The following is a 21,793-nucleotide window of genomic DNA, read 5'->3' as shown; positions in this document are numbered from 1 at the left end:
AGCGAGGCATACACGTGCGTGGTCGGTCGGCGCGCCCGCCGTCGTGGCTGACTGTCGTCGGCTGAGGTTCAGACAGGACGGATCGAAGGTGCCGGCCGCCAGTCAAGTGCGGCAGAGCTGGGCCGTCTCTGGGCCGTCCGAGGCCGCTCAACAGTGGCCAATGACGACCAACAACGACCACCAGACGCACGAGCCCACCGCCTCTGAACAGCAAAAACCCAGCTCCCCAAGATCCCCGGCAAGACCCAGGGCAAGAAGACAGGTAGGTATCACGGGTACGTCAGCCCGCGACGACTCTGTCTTGCTCTACCACCCCGCACGCTGCATCCTCGGCCTATGCCGGTCTCTCCTGCCACCCGCAAGCTGTGCCAGGCCGTCTTCGCGCCCGACTTTGTAGAGCTGGCCGTCAGTGCTCTGGGGACCTACGCCGGGCCAGATGAGGCGTGGGTTCATCAGGCCGCCATCAGGCTCAGCGAAGGGGAGCTTCACCGCCTGGCCAACTGGTTGAACGAGGCCGAGCGGAACCTGGAGACCTTCCGCTGGTACGCGGAGGAGCCCACCGACGTGTCACCCGAATCACACCGGTTCGCGGTCGAGTTCATCAACGCGCTGATCGACAAGGATGTCCCCAAGCCACAGGGGCCACGGTAAGCAGCGTGCCAGACCCGTGCCAGATAGTGCGGGGAACCAAGGGGAACAGCGGTCACTCACCCAGTACGTCCACATGTCATGAGGCCGCTCCGCAGCAGGTCAGTAAGCCTGTCGAACTCGTAGGACCCAAGCTTCCCAAGCTGAGGGCCTCCTGCCGACGGAACCGGGTGGCACGCATCACTGCCGCGCGCTTCTCCTGTCGTTGTCGCCAAGTAGCCTGCGCCCAATGTGCTTTCCAACGGTGGAGGTTCCATGGATGCGACCGCCCTCACCAGTCCTGCACGGCTGTGGTCGGCGCGAGAGGTCTTGGTGCGGCAATGCCCTGTACCAGCAGCGGCCGGAGTCTACGGGTGGCACGTCAAGGAGGCACCCCACCCCGACTTGCCCCCAGGACGACTGCTGTACGTCGGCATAGCTCCGCGCCACATGTCCAACCGGACCAGCACGCAGAACCTGAGGAAACGCGTGCGGTACCACTACCGGGGCAATGCGGCTGGATCGACTCTGCGGCTGACCCTTGGCTGTCTGCTCGGGCTCGAGCTACGCCGCGTAGGTAGCGGGAACCGCCTGACGTTCGGTAAGAGCGGGGAAGCAAGCCTCAGTCAGTGGATGGCCGACCACGCGCAGGTGTGCTGGCTGGAACACGACGAACCGTGGACGCTGGAGTCGGAAATCATCGCCCAGCATGACCTGCCCCTGAACCTCGACCAGAACCGTCACAATGGCTTTCACGACCGCCTCAAAGAAGTGCGCGCCAAAGCTCGGCAGCGGGCAAGAGCCTTGCCCATCATCAAGTAGAGGGAAGCACAGGTGAGCAACGAAGACCTGCCCACCCCTCGGCGCAGCGAAGCCAAGCGCGCCCAGGATCGACGCCGCCGTGAGCGCATGCGGAGCAATGGAAGCGTCGAACGCTACACAGCGGTAGAAATCGGCGAACGGGACGGCTGGATCTGTGGCCTATGCCAAGGTCCAGTGGACCAGGCCTATCAGCATCCAGACCCTCGGTCGCCGAGCATCGACCACATCCGCACTATCGCGGCCGGCGGCACTGACACGCGCGACAACGTGCGCCTCACCCACTGGGGCTGCAACCATGAACGCAACGCCAACACCCCACTGGGGACTGTCGAGGAAGCCGAAGCGCAGCGAGCTGTCCTCCTCCGGATACCCGCGCTCCAGGCCTACGCAGAAAGCCTCAGGGCCGAGGACATGGTCCACCGCTCTCAGGCTTTCCACTCACCCGAGAGGTATCGCGCCAAGTTGGCGCGTCGGGTGGAACGCTACGAATGCGAAGGGCGCTGACCGCGCACGCCTCTACGAAGGAGGCGCGTGCCACAGCCGTGCCAGATACGAGGGTCAGCCACGGTCAACCAGGGTGGCTGACGGGCGCAATCGTGCCCGCTGGCCCGGCCAGCAAAGCCGCAGGTCACCCGTCCTACGGCCCAGCCTCTCTCCTAAAGCGGGTGTCGCAGGTTCGAATCCTGCCGGGGGCACCAGCCAAAAGGCCCCGGACCGATCATGGTCCGGGGCCTTTGACATCCAGCTTTGACATCAACGAGGGCGGTCACTGACGACCGGGGCGCCTCCGCAGCAGGCGGTCCATGTGGCTCATGGCCTCGCGCTGGGTGTCCTGGACGACGTGCGTGTACACGTCCATCGTGAGTATTGATCAGCGAAATCGCACAGCGTAGTAAGCCGCTGAACTGGGGTTTGCCCTCAGGGAGGCACTCTACTCGGCCTCGGACACCTCCTCCGGGGCTGCTTTGCGTGAGTGACGGGTACCGCTCACCGGCCAGACCGGCGAGGGCGGCGCCCCGCCGTTCGGCCGGGGCAGCCTGCACCGTCTCAGGGGGCCGCTCGTCTGTTCCGATCCCCCGGTGACGAGTCCACCGCGCCGGTTCCTCACTTGTCGTGGGCTCGCCGGCCGGATGACGGCCGAGAGGGAGGGGCCGGACGGATGGCAGACAGTACGCTGAATCCAGCGGGATCGGGCCCGCAGCACAGTGTCCGGGAGGTGCTTCATGACGGCCGAGATGGTGGCCCCGGCGTGGATGCATGAGCAGATCACGGCGGAGGAGTACGAGTCCTGGTCCGAGGAGCAGTGTGCGGGCATCGAGATCGTGGACGGGATGGTCGTCGTGAGTCCGAGTGCGTCCAAGCGGCACAACCGGCTGGCCCGTATTCTGGCGAACGTCCTGGACGCCGCCGCGGGCACAGAGTGGAACGCCGACACGGACTTCGACGTCCGACTTCAGGATGTCCCGCTCACCAATCGCCGTCCGGACGTCGTCGTGTACCGCGCAGACACGATCGACATCACCCCCACCCGCCCTGAGCACGTGCTGCTGGTGGCGGAGGTGGTGTCGCCTGGCTCAGAGACCACTGACCGGATCGTGAAGGTCGACCAGTACGCCAAGGCGGGCATCGGCTTCTACTGGCGGATCGAGCAGGCCGCGACAGGTGTTCCCCTCGTGTACACCTACGTTCTCGACCCCGCGACGAAGACCTACCGGGACGGAGACGTGTTCACCGGCGTCCTCAAGGCAGTGGCTCCCTTCCCGGTGGAGATCGACCTCGGCCAGGTCTGACCCACACACTGCTCAGCAGCCGGCAGCGCGTGGGCGACGCGTGAGCGGACGGCCCGATACAGAGCGGCATGAGCCGGATCAGAGGGCTCGCCGTGGGGTTCTGACCAGGGGAAATAGCACCGGTCGGCAGCGCCGGGCACCCGCCACGCCCCGTGGGCGCGGTGCGTTCCACAAGGCGCGTGGTGGACGGGCGCGGGTGGGCCGGACGCGATGACTGCTACCGCAGTATCTGCGTGGCGCGCACCGCGCCGACCGGTTTGCCGTGCCCAAGGACGGGGGTGGTGGCCAGTTCGGTGAGGGTTTCATCGGTGTCCGTGTCGACGCCGAGCCGACGTAGCGCGGCGATCATGACGACAGATCGAGCCCGGGTGGAGCCGTCGGCGATCTTCAGAGCGATGGACGAACCGTTGGGGAGTGCCATCGCGTAGACGCCTTCCGCGCCGTCCTTGGCGACCGCCCCCGGAAGTGCACCCATGAGCCGGGTCACGTCCCGGCCTGTTCCGCCGACATATTCGGCGTGTGTGTTCATCGCCCGGGCGACCCGCCGCTCCAGCGATCCCTCGCGGCCCGTGGCCAGCTTGGCGAACGCCCGGGCCAGGCCCCGGTAGCCGATGGCGAACAGCGGTGCTCCGCAGCCGTCGACGCCGGTCGCAGCGACCTTTTCGTCGGCCAAGTCCTCGATCGTCTCGCGCAGTGCGCGCTGCAGCGGGTGGTTCGGGTCCAGGTACGTCGCCGTGTCCCAGCCGCCTGCGACGCAGGTGGCGAGCATCGCGGCGTGCTTGCCCGAGCAGTTCATGGTCAGCGGGGTGGGGACGCCGCCGTCGGCGAGGTAGGTGCGCAGCGCAGCTTCGCCGATGGGCAGGGCGGCCGTGCACTGCAGCGCACTGGTGTCGAGCCCGGCGTCCTTGAGGATTCTGCGCACGCCGTCGAGGTGGAAGGCTTCGCCGGAGTGGCTCGCACAGGCCAGTGCCAGCAGTTCGCCGTCCAGGTCGAGTCCGGCGCGCAGCATGCCGAGTGCCTGGAGGGGCTTGTTGGCCGACCGCGGGTACATCGGGCGGTCCGGCTCACCGACGCTCAGCACGGTCCGCCCGTCCGGCCCGGCCGCATGGACCGTTCCGTGGTGCACCGACTCGAGGAAGTCTCCTCGCCAGACCTCCGCCACCACCACGTGCATGACGCGCTCCCTACCTCTTCGGCCGGACCGGCCGGGCGGACCCAACTGTCAACAGTTATCACTTCACGGCGCTCTCGTCGATGCCTCGCGGACTATTGACAGACTCCGATCGGGCCCTGTCCACTGTCATCTGTCAACACTTTTCGACCGCAGTCGCCGGCTCCGGACACACCCGTGGCCTCGCGTTCAACAGCGGTCAGCCTTGAACGGACGGGAGGCACACATGCCTGACACCCTTCAGCGCGGCCTCGCCGTCCAGATGGTCGAGACGCTTCGCGAACGCCTCCTCAGTGGCCAGATCGCCTCGGGTACCCGCATCAACGAGGTCGAGCTCGCCCGCGAGCTGAACATCAGCAGGGGACCCCTGCGCGAGGCGATCCGGCAGCTGGTCAGTGAGGGCCTCCTGGTGCACCGCCCCAACAAGGGCGCTGTCGTGTTCGAGGCCGAGCCGGGCGAGATCGAGGCGCTCTTCGAGCTGCGATCAGCGCTCGAGACCGCCGCCGCGCGCCTGGCCGCCGTACGGCGCGACCGCAAGGACATCACCGCACTGCGCCGCGCCTGCGAACGGTCGAGGAAACTCCTCGCCGCGGGCCGCCAGTTCGCCCACCACAGCGACCTCGACTTCCATCGTGCGCTGCTCGACGCGGCCCGCAGCCCCCGCATCACCGAGCAGGTGCTGCGGGTGCACCAGCAGATCATCGTGGTGCGCAGCCGACAGGACGTGGCCGCGTCGCACACCGACGCCTCGCTGGCCGACCACGAGGCGCTCGCGGAGGCCATCGCCCAGGGACAGGCCGACCGTGCCGCCGAGCTGATGGAACGTCACCTCGACCGTGTACGGCTGCAGATGATCACCGACATGACAGGCACCCGCGCCTCCCGCGACTGACGATCCACGTCCGGCACCGCTGCTCTCCTTCGCCGCTCCCCACACCCTTCTTGTCCACGCCCTCGCACCCGTCTGCCGGCATGCCCGGCTTCGAGGAGGACCGTCCCCATGCCCGAAACGCCCGTCGTCGACGCCGCGCAGGCGTCACCACGCCGCCGCCCGCGCCGCACACCGACGCTGTTTGAGGCGGCCCTGCCCATCGTGCTCATGCTGGCGCTCCTGATCCCGGGCTCGATCTGGCTCAGGCTCAACCCGGTCGTCCTGCTCATAGCCGCCGGCTCGTGCGCCGGAATCATCGCCTGGCGGCTGGGGGTGACCTGGGAGGAGATGCTCCAGGGCATCCGCGAGAAGATCGACTCGGCGATGCCGGCGCTGCTCATCCTCGTCGCCATCGGCATGCTCATCGGCACTTGGACGCTCTGCGGCACCATCCCGATGATCGTGGACTTCGGTCTGCGGGTCATCCAGCCGACCTGGATCGTCCTGGTGGCGTTCCTGATCACCTTGGTGGTCTCCACCATGACCGGCACCTCGTGGGGCTCGGTCGGCACGGTCGGCGTCGCGCTCATGGGTGTCGCCGCCGGGCTGGGTGCGTCGTTGCCGGTGACCGCGGGCGCGATCGTGAGCGGTGCCTACTTCGGCGACAAGATGTCGCCGCTGTCCGACACCACCAACCTCGCGCCGGCGGTGGCAGGTTCGACGCTCTTCGAGCACATCCGCCACCTCTTCTACACCACGCTCCCGGCGGCCGGGGTCTCAGCGGTCCTGTACTTCGTCCTCGGCCTGACACAGCACACCGACGCGCACTCCGCCGCCCGCTCGGACGCCCTGCTGACGGCCCTCAACCACGCCTTCGACTTCAACGTCCTGCTCCTGCTGCCGCCCGTGGTGGTGCTGGCGGGCGCCATGATGAAGAAGCCCCCCGTGCCGACGATCGTGCTGTCCTCGGTGGTCGCGGCCGTTCTGGGTATGGCCGTTCAGGGTTTCACGATCCACGACGTCAGCGACGCCGCGTCGAAGGGCTTCAACATGACGATGCTGGCCGGGCACGGCGTCGCCCCCTCCAAGCTGCCCGCCGCCGCCGAAACGCTGCTGAACCGCGGCGGAATGGCCTCCATGGCACAGACCATCCTCATCGGCCTGGTCGGCTTCGCGCTCGCCGGGATCCTCACCGAGGCGGGCTGCCTGGACGTACTGATGCACCGTCTGCTGCGGCGCGTTCGCCGTACCGGCGGCCTCATCCTGGCCACCTCGCTCTCCTCGCTGGGCACGGCACTGGCCATGGGCGTGTCCTACCTGGCGATCCTGATCCCCGGCCAGGCGTTCAGGGACGTCTACCGAGAGCGCGGCCTCGCCGCCAAGAACCTCTCGCGGACGCTGGAGGACTCCGGCACGGTGTTCGTCCCGTTGGTGCCCTGGACCGAGGCGGGAATGTACATGTCCACGACACTGGGCGTGGCGACGGTCGCCTACGCACCGTACGCCTTCCTCAACTACCTGGGCGCCGTGTTCGCGATCATCTGCGGCTTCACCGGATTCGGCATCGCCCGGGTCAAGGAGCCGAGCAATGCCGTGCAGCAGACATCGAAGGCCCTTGTGTGACCGGCTCCACTTCACTCCGAGTCGACGGATGCGTGTCGGACGCGTCCGGCGGTGCGCACCGATCGGGTTCGGTAGCGCGGTGCATCATGCGCACGGTGCGCACCGGCGAGGGGGTGGACCACACCCGGTGCGCACCGCCCGGATGGCGGTGCGCATCGCGCGCACCGCATCCTCGCGCACGGACGCGCGGTCGACGACTCCACTGAGTGCTGTCAGTGCTCGTGGCGATCGCAGTGGCCATGACGCCCGTGGTGGCCGTCGCGTCCGTGGTGCTCCTGGTGCTTGATGGTGGTGATGTCGGTGGCGGTGTGTGTGGTGGGGTCGCCTCCAGTGACGGTAGCGGTGTTGGTGACCCGTGCACGGGCGGTGCAGGAGACGTCGGCCTTCAGGGTGACGGGCGGGTAGCTGTACCCGGCACGCAGGACGTCGCTGCGGGTACAGGTGAGGGTGGCCGGAATGCAGTGCCATCCCCTGCCGGTGATCCTTTCGGCCCGAAGACCCGCGGGAAGGATGTCGTGGACGGTGACCGTGGTGCCATTGGTCGGGCCGGCCGCGGTGACGTTGCCCACAGTGATGGTGTAAGCGCCGTCCTCGCCCCGGGTGAAGGTGTCCGCGTGACGCTTGGTGATGGTCAGGGAGGGTCGGCTGACTGGGATGACCGTGAATGTGAGGCCGGTACTGCCCGTGGCATCGGTGCTGTCGGTGCCGCTGGGGTCAGCGGTGGCGGTGCCACCGGGTTCGGTGTGGCCGGTGGTGGTGACGGTGTCGTCCACCGGCACCGTCCCGTCGTTGGCCTGGGCGACGTAGGCGCGCTGAACCGTGGCGGTCCAGGCTGTGGCGAGGACGATCGCCGGGACGGCCAGCCCGACTGTCACGACCGCCCCCGTCCTGCGGGTCCGCACCCTCGGCCACCATCGAAACCTGCCGACAGCCGAGCCGGCCGCGCAGGTTCACCGTCGCTCCGTTCTCACCGGCCCCGTCGTAGTACCGCGGTACCACCCGCCCACCGCTGTTCAGTCCTCGGTACCACCGGATCCGGCAGATCCCGGACTTAGCGTGGCGGAGGAGGCGTCAAGCGTTTCGGGCGCCGGAGTCCGAAAGAGAGAACGCGAATGATCGAGGCACAGCAACTCACCAAGAGGTACGGGGAGAAGACCGCCGTCGACGGGCTGGACTTCACCGTGAAGCCGGGCACGGTCACCGGATTCCTCGGCCCCAACGGGGCGGGCAAGTCCACGACGATGCGCATGATCGTCGGACTCGACGCGCCGACCAGCGGCACGGTCACCGTGAACGGACAGCGTTACGCCCGCCACCAGGCGCCGTTGCAGGAGGTCGGGGCGCTGCTGGAGGCGAAGTCGATTCACCCGGGCCGCTCGGCCTACAACCACCTGCGTGCGCTCGCGCTGACCCACGGTATCCCGCGCCGCAGGGTCGACGAGGTCGTCGAACTGGCCGGTCTCGGCAGCGTCGCGAAGAAGCGGGCCGGTGCCTTCTCCCTCGGCATGGGGCAGCGGCTCGGCATCGCGGCCGCCCTGCTCGGCGATCCGCAGACCGTGATGCTGGACGAGCCGGTCAACGGCCTGGACCCCGAGGGCGTCCTCTGGATCCGCAACCTGCTCACCTCCCTCGCGGCCGAGGGGCGCACGGTGTTCGTCTCCTCGCACCTGATGAGCGAGGTGTCGCTGGTGGCGGATCATCTGATCATCGTCGGGCGTGGCCGGCTGCTGGCCGACACGACCGTGCAGGAGCTGGTCCGCGAGGCGGGCGGCGACACCGTGAAGGTCGCCACGGACGACCCCGCGCAGCTGCGGGACGTACTGGCCGGGCCGGACGTGGAGATCACCGGCCGCATCGGCTCCGAGGAACTGCAGGTCACCGGGCTGTCCGCCCGCGAGATCGGGTTGAAGGCGGCCAAGCACGGGATCCCCCTGTTCGAGCTGACCACGAAGGCGGTGTCGCTGGAGGAGGCGTTCATGGAACTGACCAGGGACGCCGTGGAGTACCACGGAACGACCGGCATCGAGACCTCAGGGAGCGCAGCATGAGCACCCTCACGGCAACCCCCGGGACCCCCGAGACCACGCCGGCCGCTCCGGCCCGACCGGCCTACCGGGTGACCGGCCGACGCGTGCTGGCCTCCGAGTGGGCCAAGCTCTGGTCCCTGCGCTCCACCTGGATCACCCTCGGCCTCGGCCTGCTGTTCCTCGTCGCCTTCGGCGTCATAGCCGCGAGCCACTACAAGTCCAATCTCACCTCCGGCCGGCACATGGACCGCGACTTCGCCACCGCGACCGCCGTGAGTCTGTCCCTCTTCGGCACGAACTTCGCCCAGCTCGCCCTCGGCGTGCTCGGAGTGCTGGTCACGGCGGGCGAGTACTCCACCGGCATGATCCGCTCCACCCTGGCCGCGGTGCCGCGCCGGCTGCCCGTGCTGTGGTCGAAGGCGGCCGTGTACGGGCTGGTCGCCCTGGTGATCGCGACCGTCGGCGCGTTCGTCGCCTTCCTCGTCGGCAGCCGGATCGTGTCCGGCACGCCCGCCGCCATGGGCCTCGGTCACGCCGGCGTCGTACGCAGCCTGCTGGGCGCGGGGCTGTACCTGGGCCTGGTCGGCGTGATCGGCACGGCTCTGGGAGCGCTGCTGCGGTCGGTGGCCGGAGGCATCTCGGTGCTCGTGGCCGCCCTGATGCTCGTACCCGGGCTGATCTCCCTGCTGCCCAGCTCGTGGCAGGGAAACATCGACCCCTACCTGCCGAGCCACGCCGGTGAGTCGATCTTCGCACTGACCCACGACTCGACCAGCCTGTCACCGGGCGCCGGACTGCTGGTCTTCCTCGGCTGGACGGCACTGGCGCTGGCCGGAGCGGCGTACCGGCTGCTGCGCAGCGACGTCTGAGCGCAGTCACCCGCATCATGGGCTGGTGACCTCCGTGACCACCGAAGATCTCAGCGGGATGGGGCCGCTGGTCGCCCGGCTCGGCCGGGCCGCCCAGCGGCTCCGGCATGCCGACCAGGGCCGGCCGTGGGTGCTGGACACCGCGGTGGTGGTCCTGGTCGTCCTGCTCTTCTGCCTGCCGGACGTGCTGCACGCGGCAGGCGCGACGGGCGGAGACGGTGACGGACCGCGCCGCTTCCGGGTGGCGTTCACCCGGTTGCCCGTGGTGGGGATGCTGGCCCTGCAGGCCGGGCTGGTGCTGCCGCTGCTGTGGCGACGCCGGGCACCCGCAGTGGCCTTCGGCGCCGTCACGGCCGTGTTCGTTCTCCAGTGGTCGCTCGGCGCCGCGCTCCGTGCGGACGTCGCCCTCTTCGTCGCCCTGTACAGCCTGACCCTGCACGGACGGCTACGGCAGCTGCCCTGGGCCTGCGCAGCGACAGCAGGGGCACTCGGGTTGGTGGCGGCGAGGGTATCGGCGGCGATGTCGGTCTGGGACGCGCTCTTCTTCCTGCTCAGCACCGCGACCGCGGCCCTCGCCCTCGGCCTGATGATCCGCATCCGGCGTGCCCAGCTGGCCGGGCTGCGGGACCGCGCGGCCCGGCTGGAGATCGAACGCGACCAGCGCGGCAGGCTCGCCGTAGCTGCCGAGCGGACGCGGGTGGCCCGCGAAATGCACGACATCGTCGGCCACAACCTGTCCGTCATCATCACCCTCGCCGACGCGGGCGCCTACGCCACGGCCGCCGCCCCGGAGCGGGGAAAGGAAGCCCTGCACCTCATCGGCGACACCGGTCGCCAGGCCCTGAGCGAACTGCGCCGGGTACTCGGTGTGCTGCGCGAGGCGGACGGCCCGCCGGCCGGCCCCGAGCTGAGCCCGCAGCCCGATCTCACGGACATCGGCGCGCTGTGCGAAGGGGTACGCGCCGCCGGCCTGGAGGTCGTCTACCGTACGGCCGGAGACATCGACGCCCTCGACAGCGGGGTGCAGCTCACGGTCTACCGCATCGTGCAGGAGGCCCTGACGAACACCCTCAAACACGCCGGCGCGGGCGCCCGTGCGAACCTGGCCGTCGTCGTTGAGGACGCACGGCTGACCATCACCGTCCAGGACTCCGGGCCACCCACACCGGCCGTCCGTCCCGGCGCGGCGAACGAGGAAGGACACGGCCTGGTGGGCATGCGGGAACGAGCGGCACTCTACGGAGGCCATGTCAGCGCGGGTCCGGCCGGCGCCGGCTGGACGGTGCGCGCCACCCTCGACCTCGCTCCCCAGGGTGGTGCCCGATGACGACCGTGCTCATCGTGGACGACCAGCCGCTCCAGCGGTACGGCTTCCGCATGCTCCTCGACTCCGTGCCCGAGACGAAGGTGGTCGGCGAGGCCGCGCACGGAACCGAGGCCGTCCGCAAGGCCGCCGAACTCCGCCCCGACGTCGTCCTGATGGACGTGCGCATGCCGGGTATGGACGGCATCGAAGCCACCCGCCGCATCGTCGCCACCGGCGGCCGCTCGCGGGTGCTCATCCTGACCACGTTCGACATCGACGAGTACGTCTACGCGGCCCTGCGCGCCGGAGCCAGCGGCTTCCTGCTCAAGGACGCCCGTCCCGAGGAACTCCTCGCGGGCATCCGCGCCGTGGCCGTCGGCGACGCGGTGATCGCGCCCGCGCTCACCCGCCGCCTGCTTCACGAATTCGCCCGGTTCGTACCGGCCGGTGGCAACGGCTCGGCCGAGGACCCGCGCCTGAGTGCCCTCACCGACCGCGAACGCGAAATCCTCGTGGCCATCGGCAAGGGCTGGTCCAACGGCGAGATCGCCACGCATTTCGTATTGTCGGAGTCCACGGTCAAGACACATGTCGGCCGCGTCCTGTCCAAGATCGGCGCCCGCGACCGCATCCAGGCCGTGATCTTCGCCTACGACCACGGCCTGGCCCGACCGCAGGCAGGCTGAGCCCGCGGCACGGGCGATCGGAGCGCCTCCTCGGACAGCGGACGTCGGTGCGCGCTCCTCGATCCCGTCCGCCAGGAGCTCGGCAGTCTCCCACCGTCAGCCGGGCATGGGCCCGGCTGACGGCACGCCGGAGGGCTGTCTCCGGGCGTTCGTGGGGCGCTGGGCGGATCGTCAGACCAGTCCGACCCGAGCGCGGTCCGACCACCGCCGCCGGCCAAGCGGATCTGCCGTCACGGCACCCGTCGTCGCGACAGCCGCGACGAGCACATCACAACGCGTCATCCAGGCGTCACGCACCCGAGGGGTCCTGTTTCCGGCCATCACGTCGCTCCCCCACATTCCTCCGGTCCCCTTTATCCGGGCGCTCGGACGTGGGGACCGTCGCGAATCCAGACGGATACAAATGGGTTCGGCTGGTAAAGACGAGACTTCAGCGGATAGAGTACGGCGCGCACTGCTCGCGATGGCGGTGGGTAAGTCGGCGGTGGGGGAAGCATCGTGGTTGAGCCGCAGAAACACGCAACCCGGGGCCGTCCCGCCCGAGGCCGGGAACACGCGTTTGTTTTTCCTGGCCCGCGACGCTTACACATCGACCATAATATCTTCATAAAATCATCGCAGAGTGGCCCGCAATCAGCAGTGGGCCCCTTTTCGTTTTTCCGTCGGTGTTCGGGGCCGGCGTTCTCGCCCGGGACCCCGGAGTGGACGTGCAGCGAGAGGTGGGCGCTATTTCCAGGACAAGAGAAGTGTGGGGTGTGATGCCATGAATCAGGTCGGAAGAGACCCGCGCCGGACGGCCGTGGGGCCGCTGGCGCGCATCGGATTATCCGTTCTTCTCATGGCGGGCGGCGCCATGGGAGCGGCAGCCGGACCGGCCGCCGCATCGACCGCCGACGGCACGCTGACGGTCGAGGTACTGCGCGACTTCTTCGGCACCGGCGTGGTCAACGCGACCATGGACGTGCCGCAGCGGGGCATGAGGGTGGAGATCTCCGACCCCGCCGGGCACCAGGTCACCGGTGTCACGGACGCCACCGGAAAGGTCGTGGTGTCGCGGTCGACCGTGCTGAGCGGCGGCCAGTACCGGGTCGACGTCAGCGTCCCGGCGCCCTACAGCGATTACCTGCAGGCGGCGCCGGCTTCGACCGCGGCGAACCACTTCGACAGCTTCACGTCGTTCGTGGATGTGTCGGACGGCAAGAACGCCTCGGTGGTGACGGGGGTATGGGACCCCGCCGACTACGCGCTGCCCGACTCGCGGTACTTCGTACCGGTCCAGAACGGCGCCAACGGGACCGACACCCGGGCGTTGGTGGCGTTCGGGACGAAGACCCGGGGCACGTGTCCCACCAACGTGGCGTGCCCGGCCACGCTGGCCACGCAGGCCCAGGTGGGCACGACGTTCGGGTTGGCGTACGACAAGTACCGCAGCCGGTTGTTCCAGAGTGCGTTCGCCCGCCGGTACGCCCCGTACGGGCCGAAGGGCGCCGGCGCGATCTACACCGTGCCGACCCACGGCGGCGGTGCGCCGAAGCTGTTCGCGCGGGTGCCGGGCGCCGCACTGACACCGCACGACAGCGCCGACATGATCAAGGATCCCGGCTTCACCAACGCACCGGGCAAGGAGAGCATCGGTGGCCTGACTCTGTCGGAGGACGGTTCCACGCTGTACGCGGTGAACCTGCTGAGCCGGAGTCTGGTGAGCTTCGACCCGACCGGGGCCACCGCCTCGGCTCCCGAGGCGACGGTGCCGATCCCGGACCCGGGGTGCGCGGCGCCGACCGACTGGCGGCCGTTCGGCCTGGCCACGCACGACAACAAGCTCTACGTCGGCGGCGTGTGCAACGCGGAGAGCACGCAACAGCGCGCGGACCTGAAGGCCGTCGTCTACACCTACGACGGCAAGCGGTTCACCACGGTGCTGACCCACGCGCTCACCTACAAGCGCGGCAGCGTCTTCGGTTCCGGCGACAAGGCCACCCACTGGAACCCGTGGAACACCAGCCCGGCCACGTGGAACGAACGGATGACGGCCCCCGGCAGCAACAACTTCATCGATCCGCAGCCGGAGCTGGCCTCCATGGCCTTCGGCCGTGACGGTTCGATGATCCTGGGCTTCCGCGACCGGTTCATGGACGTTCTCAGTTGGGGAGGGCTCGACCCCCGCCCGGGGAACAACACGGCGGAAACCGCTATGTCCGGTGGTGACATCACCATGGTCTGCGCCACTCCCACCGGTGAATACCAGTGGGAAGGCACCGGGAGCTGCCCCAACCACGCCACCCCCGCCAACAGTGGCGGCCAGGCCGCCGGTGTCGTCGAGTACTTCCCGGGCGACTTCTACGCCAACGCGCACCACGAGACCGCGCTGGGGTCGGTGGCCTACATCCCGCAGCAGCAGTGGGTCGTCAGCACGGAGTTCGACCCGGTCGCCGACGTCGCGACCTCAGGGACCGGTTACCACAACATCACGACCGGTCAGGGCCCGGGCGACGACCCGACCCACAACGGGTTCCAGTTCGTCAGCCGGTTCCAAGGCGGGTTCGGCAAGGCCGGCGGCCTCGGTGACATCGCGTACGCGGCGGCGAACGCGCCGATCCAGATCGGTAACCTCGTGTGGTTCGACGGCGACCACAACGGGATCCAGGACCCGGCGGAAGTGCTGCTGCCGGGTGCGACGATCAACCTGCTGGACGCGGGCGGCAAGCAGGTCGCCACGACCAGGACCGATGCGGCAGGCGAGTACTACTTCGGTGGGGTCGGCGCCGCCTACCAGCTCACGCCGGGTGCGAAATACACGGTGCAGTTCGACGTGTGCACCGCGGACACGAGTAAGGTGCCGAGCCGGCCTCCGGCGAGCGAGCTGCGGTTCACGCTCCCGCGGGCCGGTAGCAACCGGGCGCATGACTCGAATGTGACGCCGCCGACCACCGGTCAGTTGTGCAACGGCTACGCGCCTGTCACGGCGCCGGACAAGCCGGGCGGGGTCGATCACACGATCGACGCCGGGGTGTACATCCCGAAGGCAACCCCGACGCCGACGCCGACCCCGACCGGGACCTCGACCGCGAGGCCGACCTCGCCGCCGACGTCGTCCGTGCCGCCGTCACCCGCGCCGCCTGCCAACAACCCGGCCCCGGCCGGTGGCGACTCGGGTTCGCTGGCGCACACCGGTACGTCCGACCTGCCCGAGATGATCGCCCTCGTCGCCCTTCTGGTCGGTGCGGGCTCGGTCATCGCGTTCGTGAGCCGGAAGCGTCGCGCTCAGAAACACTGAACGAACCGAACAACGAGTGCTCTGCCCGCTCGCGGCCCGGATGGCGCGGGCGGGCAGAGCACGTCCGAGCCGGTCCGCGAGGCCGGCCATGACGTCGTCTGTCACTGGACTGCCGAAGGCCGCCGCGTCCGCACGGCGGCCGAGCGGTGTGGTGATTGAGAGGGTGAATCAGAAGAGTGTCATCGTCGAGCCGCGTGCGGAGCGTGAGAACCCAGCAGGCTCTACCAGGCCGTGCGGCAGGCCGGCGTCGATGGCTGCGGCCTCGCTGGGCGGCAGCCGTCGTCGGCGCAGCGGCCGTCGCGGTGGCCGCGTTCCTGGCCGTCGGCGGCGGCCCCGGTTCCAGCGGTCCGCGCGCACTGACCTCGGACGAGGCGAACCGGCTGGCGATCACGCGGTTCCGTAACTACGAGGCGAAGGGCCGCGCGGTGAGGATCACTGTGCCGGGCACCGCCGGCGGGCTGGTCGTCACCGGGTCCGTCGATTACCGGGGCAAGGTCGGTTACGGCGTGGTGCACGGCACCGGGCGCGACACGTCCAGCGACGGGCTGATCGAGTGGACGGCCGCCTCGGTGTTCGTCCACCCGATGGCGAACGCCCCGGCGCACGCACCCGCGGCGCCTCCCCGCTCGGGCTGGTACAGCCGTCCGCTGCAGTCGTCCGGCAGCGCGCTGGACAGTTCGCTGGCCATCGCGCTCGGTCTCGGCAGCGACCGGCCGGACAACGCCGAACTGCTGCCGCAGAACGGTGCCCTCTGGGTCGGACGGGACCGGGTGGACGGCCATCAGGTGGATGTCATGACCGGGCCCAACTCCCGTGCCAAGTCCGGCACCGCGGACGCCGTGCGCTACTGGATCGGCTCGGACGGCACCATGTACCGGGTCCGCGCCGGCGTGGCATCCGAGTCGCGGCCGGTGGTCATCGATTTCGACACCCAGAAGTACGTTCCGGTCGAGCCGGTCCCCGGAGTCACCCCGCCGCCGTAGCCGCTGCGCAGGACGCTCACGACGTCTGCACCCGCGCGCCCGCGGCGAGCAGGGACGCCGACGGCAGGGGGATCCTCGCCGCATCCGGCATGGCCGGAACGGCCGGGACTGCGGTGGCGCCCGTTGTGCCGGCGTGGGGGAACTGCGGTTGGGGACCAGGCACCGCGACCTCGGTGAACGGGATGCCACCGGGTGCCGTCGGCATCGCCCACCTGCCGTACGGCGAGGGCGAGCGGGCCGGAAGCGGACAGGACGTGGTCGTCGCGAGCCGGGAGGGCACCGTCGTTCGCAGGTCGTTGCCGCGCAGGCAGTTGCCCCGTCCCCGCGTGGCGGTGGGAAACGTCCAGCCGACGTCGACTCCGTTGGCGGTGAAGGTGTTGTCCAGGACTCGGTTGCCGTTCGGCGGGATGTCGGCCGACGCGGTGATCACCAGTCCGGCGTTGCTGTTGCCGGCGATGCGGTTGCGGATGAACTGGTTGTCGCTGCCACCGTCGATGCCGATGCCGATGCCCCACCCCCCGTCGGCCTGTTCGGGGGGTCGCCTGCTGCTGGTTGGCAGCGATCAGGTTGCCCGCCACGACGGCACCCTGCTGCGGAAGCAGCTTCTCCTGGTGATCGGAGTCGGTGGTGAGGCCGACCCGGTTGCCGACCAGGCGGTTGCCGACCACGTACATGTCCCCACTGGCGTTGGTGCCTTCGTAACCGACCGCGTTGAGTTCGGCGACGTTGTCCCGCACCACGATGTGGCAGGGCTTGCACTGCCCGACATAGATGCCCGAGTCGGCCCCGCCCGAGGCGTACGAGTGCTCGATGACACCGTTCTGCGCGGAGAACGCGTAGATCCCGTACAGGCCGTTGCGCGTCGCGGTCACGTACGAGACCAGGAACGACTTCAGGAAGGTCACCGGCTCATCGCCCGTGTCGTAGCCGCCGCTCTGCCCCGGCAGTCCGGCGGCCGCCTTCGCCGAACCGGTGACCAGAACCCCGTTCTGCGTGTTGTTCTCCACGGTCAGGTTCTCCACGGCCACCCCGGGCGCGGCGACAACGATGCCGTTCGGCTGCCGCAACCGCCCGTCGATGACGACCTTGTCCCGGGACTCACCACGAAGAGTGACGCGCGGCGTGGAGATCTTCACCGACTCGTGGTACACGCCCGGCGAGACCAACACCAGATCACCGGACCGAGCGAGAGACACCGCATCCGAGATCGTCGGGGCGTCCGCCGGCACTCTGATCGTCACCCGCTCACCGGACGGTCGCCGACCGTGGCTCGATCCGCCGTCGCCGGACCCGCAGCCCGCCAGGGCACATGTCAGTGTGATCAATAAGGCGAGCATCACGCGAAGGCGAAGACGAAGCATGACCTCATCCTGGCATGAAGTCGTCCTGGCACGGGGGCCGCTCAACTCGCCGTCCCCGAAACGGATATGGCATCCTTCACGCCGTGAGCCGAGCCGATTCCCATCCGTCACGCCGTGCGTTCATCGGTGCCACCGGGGCCGTGGCGGCCACCGGGCTCACCGCCGGGTGCGAATCGCATGCGGCTCAGCCGAGCCGGCCCGCTTCCCCCACGCCGACTCACCCGGTGCCGCCGACCGGCCGCCATCAGGCAGGCATCGCACTCCCGCAACCGGTCCAGCCGAACCTGCTGGCAGTGGTGGCCGACCTCGCTGACGCCGCGGCCGCCGGCCCGCTGCTGGCCGAACTCGGCGACGCGATCCGCAGGCTCACCGCGGGAACCGATCCCCGACTGCTGGGCCTTCCCCCGGGCGATCTCACCGTGACCATCGGAGTCGGCCCCCGCCTGGTGCGCACGGCCGACCCCGCCCTGCCGGGCGCGACGGACCTCCCCCGCTTCTCCCGCGAGCGGATCGCCCCGAAGGCACGCGGCGGCGACCTGTTGATGCAGATCTGCGCCGGCGACCCGCTGCTGTTACCGGTCGTCGCCGCCGCGCTCCTGGCGCAGGCCGGTGACCGGTTACGCGAACGCTGGCGGCAGTCCGGACGCCGCGGCCCGAACACCCCCGTCGGTCAGGGCCTCTCCGCGCCACGCAACCCGCTCGGTTTCATCGACGGCATCGTGGGCCCGCACACGACGGCCGAGCAGCAACGCCACCTGTGGCTGACCGGCCCGGCTCCCGTCGCCGGCGGCACCCTTGCCGTACTGCGGCGCATGGAACTCGACCTGCCACGATTCGCCGCGCTCTCCGTCGCCGACCAGGAGGCGGTCTTCGGCCGGCGCAGAGCCACCGGCGTGCCCCTCTCCGGCGGCACCACGGCCTCCGACCCGAACCTCGGCGCCAAGACACCGGACGGACGCTACCTCGTCCCGGCAGACGCCCACGTCCGCCGGGCCAACCCCAACGTGGTCGGCGTCGGCCTCATGCTCCGCCGCTCCTACAACACCGACGACCCGGCCCCCGGCCTGCTCTTCATCAGCTTCCAGAACGACATACGCACGTTCACCAGCACCCTCACCCATATGGATGACTCCGACGCGCTGCTGCGATTCACCACCACCACCGCCAGTGCGACCTTCCTGATCCTTCCCGGCTTCGATCACCACCACCCGCTCGGCGCGAGCATGTTCCGCTGAACAGGCGGCCGACGGCGCGATGGCCGTCCGCCCACCCGCCGATACCGGTCGTGCCCCTGCGCGGCGCTGTCCCGGCGCTCGCCGAGTTGCAGCCCCCTCGCCGGTCGCCGCGCCGGGGCGGAGGTCGTTCAGCCGGACCGGCAGGAGGCCGGTCTCCTCGCACCTCCGCGTCCGACGGGTTTCACCTCGCGCAACACCCGGAGGTCAGCTGTATACGTTGAATTCTGCGATCGACCACCAGTTACTCGCGACGTCGCCGGTGTTGACGACCTTGACGTAGCGAGCTGTCTGCGTCGCGAAGGACACCGGTTGCACCCGTTGGCCGTCTGTCACGGAGGAAACCTTGACCCAGTCGGTTCCGTCCGTGGATACGTACACGTCCGCGCTGCGGGCATAGTCGTCGGTGCTGCTGCCGACATCCCACACAATCGTGTCGAAAGTCTGCGCCTGCCCCATGTCGATTCGAATCCAGAGACCGTTGTACTGCCCTGTTCCGGAGCTGTACCGAGTGCCGGAGTCGCCGTCCAGCATGTTTCCGGGCGCATCGCCGGAACTTGCGTTCGAAGCCGTTGCGGTCCAACCCGTCCGCGGCAGCGCAGGACCCAGGTCTACGACGTCGAACGAAGAACCACCTGCGTCTGCTCCGCCGGCGCCGTTCACCGAGACCTTGAACGTCCCCGCTGAAAGGCCGTTCGGAACGTAGGCGCTGATGCCGGTGTCCGACCAGCTGTCTATTTCGGCATAGGCCGATCCGAAACGGACCGTACCCAGTCCCTGCGTGTCACCGAAATGAGATCCGCTGATCGTGAACTTGGAGCGCGGTATGCCCTGCTTCGGCGTCAAACCGCTGAGGACCGGCGCGGGGAAGCTCGACAGCTTGTCGGTGGTGAACATCGCGGAGGTGCCGCTCGGGAGCGTATAGGTGTACGAGCCGTCGGCGGACACCGGGAAACTCCGACTGGTGACGGTCCCATTGAATACCACGGTGACCTCCGACCCTTCCGGGCTGGTCCAGGTCTTCGACTGCAGGCCCTTGGGTACGGCTTTCGGAGCTGCGATCGAACCGGTGCCAGTCGAAGGCCCGTACACGTTGATCTCGTTGATGCTCCACCAGAAACCGGAGGCCGCGGTACAGACGATGCGAATGTACCGTGCCGTCCGGGGCGGCAACGTGACGGCTATCCTTCCTATGCCCCCAGGGCCGTTTGCTATCGCGCCGCCCCAGTCGACACCATCGTTCGACACATATACCTGGTATTTGGCGACATAGTCGAAGGAATTGTCTTCGCCGGTGGCGAAGACGATCTTGTTGAAGCTCGTGGGGCTCCCCAGATCGATCTGGAACCAGTCGCCGCTCGCCGTTCCGTGCCCGAGATTCCACCGCGTGTTGATATCGCCGTCGATCGCGTTCGCGGCCGCACCCCAGTCCGGGCTCGCGGAGGCCGTGGCGGTCCACCGACCACGACTCAGTGCCCTGCCGGGCGTCCGGATGGAAGCCCCGACCGGAAGGGAGTAGGTGAGTATCTCGTCACCGGTGCGGACGGCATTCCGATAGGACAGCAGCGCCGGATCGTACGTGACCGTGACCGGACCGGACGGCGACTTGAACGTAAAGTCATGGGTCGGGTCCGAGACATTGGCTGCCGCACGGATCCTGCCGCTCTGCGTGAGCCCCGAATAGGTGAATGTGACGGCGTCGCCGGCGTTCAGCGTGTAGTCGAACGACTGTGTTCCGTCTGCGACGCTGAAGGTTTTCGCGGAGCTCCCCGAGTTGTGTGCGATCAGGACCTTCGAGCCGTCCGGGTTCCGGAAGGCCACGCTCTCTATGCTTCCTTTCCCGAAGGTGTTCGAGTAGATCCGGTGTGCTCCGGGCCTTACGAACCTGCTGGCATGTGCGAGGGCGTGGTAGTCCACGTTGTAGGACACCTTCCCGCCGGCCGGATCAATCGTGACCAGTCCTCGGCACATGGGTATGCCGTCGGTGTCGCTGTTGAGCGGGCCCATGGCGGGGTCGAGTGCGATGTTCCACAGCATGACTCCGTTCGCCCAGTTGCGCATGCCGCCGATGATCCACGTTCCCAGCGCGTCGTTGAACGCTGTCCGTGTGCTGCCCTGCCAAAGACCTCCGGTGGCTTCCGTGATATAGGCCTCCTTGCCCGGATAGTCGTTGTGGACCAGGGTCTGGTAACCGGGATTGCCGCTGTAGATGTGCCATCCGGTTCCAGCGGCGTACTTCGAGGCCGCGGGGTCGCTGAAAATCGTCTCGGGGTACGAGGGGACATCCCAGTTGTGGTCCCACGCCAGAATCTTCGTGGAGATTCCGTTGGCCTCGAATGCCTGGCCGATCTCCTGGATCACCTGGGATTCCTGGTAGGCGGACAGGAACATGCCGGGCCAGCTGGGGGTGCCCATGGGTTCGTTCTGCGGCGTGATATAGGAGATCGGCACGCCGGCTTTGCGGTACGCCTGTACGAACGTGACGAAGTAGTCGGCCAGAGCGGAGGTGTACTCGCTCTTGAGGGTGCCTCCCACCATGGAGTCGGAGGTCTTCATCCAGCCCGGCGGGCTCCAGGGCGTGGCCAGGATCTTGATGGACGGGTTGAGCGAGAGAGCCTGCCGCAGTGCGGGCACGATGTACGTCTCGTCATGCCGGACGGAGAAGTCGGACAGCGTCGGATCCGTCTGTCCCGCCGGCATGTCGTCGTAGGAGTAGTTTCCGGAGGCGTTGAAGTCCGTGGCGCCCATGGGGCAGCGGACCATGCTGAGGCCGATGCCCGTCGAGGGATCGAACAGTTCCCGCATCAGCGTGGTTCGACCGGCGGTGGGCAGCTTGCTGATGAGCCAGGCGGCGGAATCGGTCATGGCCGCACCGAAGCCCTGGACTCTTTGGTACCTGACGCTGTCGTCGATCTCGATGGTGAGCGGGTTGGCCGTTCGCTTCGTCTGGAAGCGCACGGCGCTCTGACCGGCGACCCACTGGTCGGCCGAGACGTCTGTCAGCCACACCCGCACGGAGTTGCCGTGTGTGGCTTCCTCCCGCTGCGGGGCGGCGACGGCCTTCCCGGAAACCTGGGTCCAGGCTGTGGCGACGCCGATGGCGGTGGTGAGGAACTGGCGTCGTCCGAGACCGTACGAGCTCATCGAA

16 protein-coding genes and 2 pseudogenes are annotated in these 21,793 nt (G+C 68.7%); 13 read left to right on the top strand and 5 right to left on the bottom strand.

The genetic code is table 11. From position 1 onward, the window contains the following. Nucleotides 1-336 precede the first annotated feature (336 nt). The 3 genes from AC5WS8_RS18640 to AC5WS8_RS18630 all read left to right on the top strand — a co-directional run bounded on the left by AC5WS8_RS18640 (nucleotide 337) and on the right by AC5WS8_RS18630 (nucleotide 1,953). Nucleotides 337-651 (top strand): hypothetical protein, encoded by a 315-nt coding sequence (locus AC5WS8_RS18640; RefSeq protein ID WP_496104520.1) that lies wholly within the window; start codon nucleotides 337-339, stop codon nucleotides 649-651. Between the two features lie 252 nt (nucleotides 652-903). Next, nucleotides 904-1,449 (top strand): GIY-YIG nuclease family protein, encoded by a 546-nt coding sequence (locus AC5WS8_RS18635; RefSeq protein ID WP_496104519.1) that lies wholly within the window; start codon nucleotides 904-906, stop codon nucleotides 1,447-1,449. Between the two features lie 12 nt (nucleotides 1,450-1,461). Further along, a complete protein-coding gene (locus tag AC5WS8_RS18630; protein ID WP_496104518.1) occupies nucleotides 1,462-1,953 on the top strand; it encodes an HNH endonuclease in 492 nt (163 codons plus the stop codon). Nucleotides 1,954-2,215: 262 nt separating this feature from the next. On the opposite strand, the pseudogene AC5WS8_RS18625 reads toward AC5WS8_RS18630, so the two are convergent. After that, nucleotides 2,216-2,314: pseudogene (locus AC5WS8_RS18625) on the bottom strand (integrase); the annotation flags it as partial. 358 nt (nucleotides 2,315-2,672) lie between these two features. Between AC5WS8_RS18625 and AC5WS8_RS18620 the strand changes: the two are divergent. Continuing rightward, entirely contained in the window at nucleotides 2,673-3,239 is a 567-nt protein-coding gene (locus AC5WS8_RS18620; protein ID WP_496104517.1) for a Uma2 family endonuclease, read from the top strand. Between the two features lie 217 nt (nucleotides 3,240-3,456). Here AC5WS8_RS18620 and AC5WS8_RS18615 read toward each other — a convergent pair whose 3' ends face one another. Next, complete coding sequence (locus AC5WS8_RS18615) at nucleotides 3,457-4,413, bottom strand: asparaginase (protein ID WP_496104516.1); 957 nt, start codon at nucleotides 4,411-4,413, stop codon at nucleotides 3,457-3,459. Between the two features lie 223 nt (nucleotides 4,414-4,636). Here AC5WS8_RS18615 and AC5WS8_RS18610 point away from each other — a divergent pair, with 223 nt between their 5' ends. Both AC5WS8_RS18610 and nhaC read left to right on the top strand, forming a co-directional pair. Continuing rightward, nucleotides 4,637-5,302 carry a GntR family transcriptional regulator gene (locus AC5WS8_RS18610; protein WP_496104515.1) on the top strand — a complete coding sequence of 222 codons (666 nt, stop codon included), beginning with the start codon at nucleotides 4,637-4,639 and terminating at the stop codon, nucleotides 5,300-5,302. A gap of 108 nt (nucleotides 5,303-5,410) precedes the next feature. Next, a complete protein-coding gene (gene nhaC, locus AC5WS8_RS18605) occupies nucleotides 5,411-6,904 on the top strand; it encodes a Na+/H+ antiporter NhaC (protein WP_496104514.1) in 1,494 nt (497 codons plus the stop codon). A 212-nt stretch (nucleotides 6,905-7,116) separates the two neighbouring features. On the opposite strand, the gene AC5WS8_RS18600 is transcribed toward nhaC, so the two are convergent. Then, nucleotides 7,117-7,779: a hypothetical protein gene (locus AC5WS8_RS18600; RefSeq protein ID WP_496104513.1), complete on the bottom strand. Its 663-nt coding sequence runs from the start codon at nucleotides 7,777-7,779 to the stop codon at nucleotides 7,117-7,119. A 237-nt stretch (nucleotides 7,780-8,016) separates the two neighbouring features. Between AC5WS8_RS18600 and AC5WS8_RS18595 the strand changes: the two genes are divergently transcribed. From AC5WS8_RS18595 to AC5WS8_RS18570, 6 genes are all read left to right on the top strand, one after another. Beyond that, nucleotides 8,017-8,952 (top strand): ABC transporter ATP-binding protein, encoded by a 936-nt coding sequence (locus AC5WS8_RS18595; protein ID WP_496104512.1) that lies wholly within the window; start codon nucleotides 8,017-8,019, stop codon nucleotides 8,950-8,952. Further along, nucleotides 8,949-9,800, top strand: a complete 852-nt coding sequence (locus tag AC5WS8_RS18590; protein ID WP_496104511.1) for an ABC transporter permease — start codon at nucleotides 8,949-8,951, stop codon at nucleotides 9,798-9,800. The genes AC5WS8_RS18595 and AC5WS8_RS18590 overlap by 4 nt, the downstream gene beginning before the upstream one ends. A gap of 58 nt (nucleotides 9,801-9,858) precedes the next feature. Then, entirely contained in the window at nucleotides 9,859-11,127 is a 1,269-nt protein-coding gene (locus tag AC5WS8_RS18585) for a sensor histidine kinase (protein ID WP_496104535.1), read from the top strand. Continuing rightward, complete coding sequence (locus AC5WS8_RS18580) at nucleotides 11,124-11,792, top strand: response regulator (protein WP_496104510.1); 669 nt, start codon at nucleotides 11,124-11,126, stop codon at nucleotides 11,790-11,792. Before AC5WS8_RS18585 ends, AC5WS8_RS18580 begins: the two co-directional genes overlap by 4 nt. 853 nt (nucleotides 11,793-12,645) lie before the next feature. Then, a complete protein-coding gene (locus tag AC5WS8_RS18575; RefSeq protein ID WP_496104534.1) occupies nucleotides 12,646-15,069 on the top strand; it encodes an SdrD B-like domain-containing protein in 2,424 nt (807 codons plus the stop codon). Between the two features lie 302 nt (nucleotides 15,070-15,371). Continuing rightward, nucleotides 15,372-16,052 carry a hypothetical protein gene (locus AC5WS8_RS18570; RefSeq protein ID WP_496104533.1) on the top strand — a complete coding sequence of 227 codons (681 nt, stop codon included), beginning with the start codon at nucleotides 15,372-15,374 and terminating at the stop codon, nucleotides 16,050-16,052. 16 nt (nucleotides 16,053-16,068) lie between these two features. Here AC5WS8_RS18570 and AC5WS8_RS18565 read toward each other — a convergent pair. Next, nucleotides 16,069-17,413 (bottom strand): annotated as a pseudogene (locus AC5WS8_RS18565) (right-handed parallel beta-helix repeat-containing protein). Nucleotides 17,414-17,496: 83 nt separating this feature from the next. On the opposite strand from AC5WS8_RS18565, the gene AC5WS8_RS18560 reads away from it, so the two are divergent. Further along, complete coding sequence (locus tag AC5WS8_RS18560) at nucleotides 17,497-18,648, top strand: Dyp-type peroxidase (RefSeq protein ID WP_496104509.1); 1,152 nt, start codon at nucleotides 17,497-17,499, stop codon at nucleotides 18,646-18,648. A gap of 204 nt (nucleotides 18,649-18,852) precedes the next feature. Here AC5WS8_RS18560 and AC5WS8_RS18555 read toward each other — a convergent pair whose 3' ends face one another. Continuing rightward, on the bottom strand, nucleotides 18,853-21,789 hold the full coding sequence (locus tag AC5WS8_RS18555; protein ID WP_496104508.1) for a discoidin domain-containing protein: 2,937 nt from the start codon (nucleotides 21,787-21,789) through the stop codon (nucleotides 18,853-18,855). Between the last annotated feature and the right edge of the window lie 4 nt (nucleotides 21,790-21,793).

It is taken from the genome of Streptomyces sp. PTL18 (assembly GCF_059510295.1).
This window is presented reverse-complemented; position numbering and strand designations above follow the sequence as displayed.